This window comes from Ventosimonas gracilis (assembly GCF_001580025.1).
Lineage (GTDB): Bacteria > Pseudomonadota > Gammaproteobacteria > Pseudomonadales > Pseudomonadaceae > Ventosimonas > Ventosimonas gracilis.
This window is the reverse complement of sequence record NZ_LSZO01000052.1, coordinates 1-561: the sequence shown is the minus strand read 5'-3', so window position 1 is coordinate 561 and position 561 is coordinate 1. Positions and strand designations below refer to the sequence as shown.

Sequence of the window (561 nt, the reverse complement as noted above, 5' to 3'; positions counted from 1 at the left end):
GTATCTTTAAGTTTGCGCGAGAGCAAGCGCAGTTCAACGCGCAGTTTGTTATCAATCCAACGCTTAAGTTCGGGGTCACTGGTCAGTTGTCGTTCTTCGGCGGGGACTTTGCGGGCTCTTTTGGCCTGCATTTCGTCCGCCTTGCAGTAGCAAACCACTTTCCAGTGCGTGCTTGTGCCGCCAAAGGTCAGCGTACCGCGGTTGTACATCGGTCGCCCGTGCCGTGATTTGGCTTTGAATTCGGCGGCGCGCAACCAGGCCTGCACGTCCGAGCGGCTGGGCAGCTCGTACATGCGGTTGTAGTCCAGCCGAGTCAGCCGGTACTGGCCTTTTTTGATGTGATGGCGTTCAAAGTCGGTGGGTTTGAGACTCAGGCGCTCGCAGAGTGCATCAAAGGTATCGATCATTAACTCAAGCAGGTTGTCAGTACCGACAAAGTTATGACCTTGCAGCCATTTGGCGGGGTTGCCTTGAATGTAGAGATGCGAGGCCAGCGGGGGAGCGCTGTAGTCCGGTCTGCCGTTGGCATCGTTCGGCGGCGAGGCGCTGCCGACGCTTTTG

1 protein-coding gene is annotated in these 561 nt (G+C 57.0%); it reads right to left on the bottom strand.

From position 1 onward, the window contains the following. A partial coding sequence (locus AXE65_RS02735) for a phage/plasmid replication protein, II/X family (RefSeq protein ID WP_239685023.1) occupies positions 1–561 on the bottom strand: 561 nt, incomplete at both ends.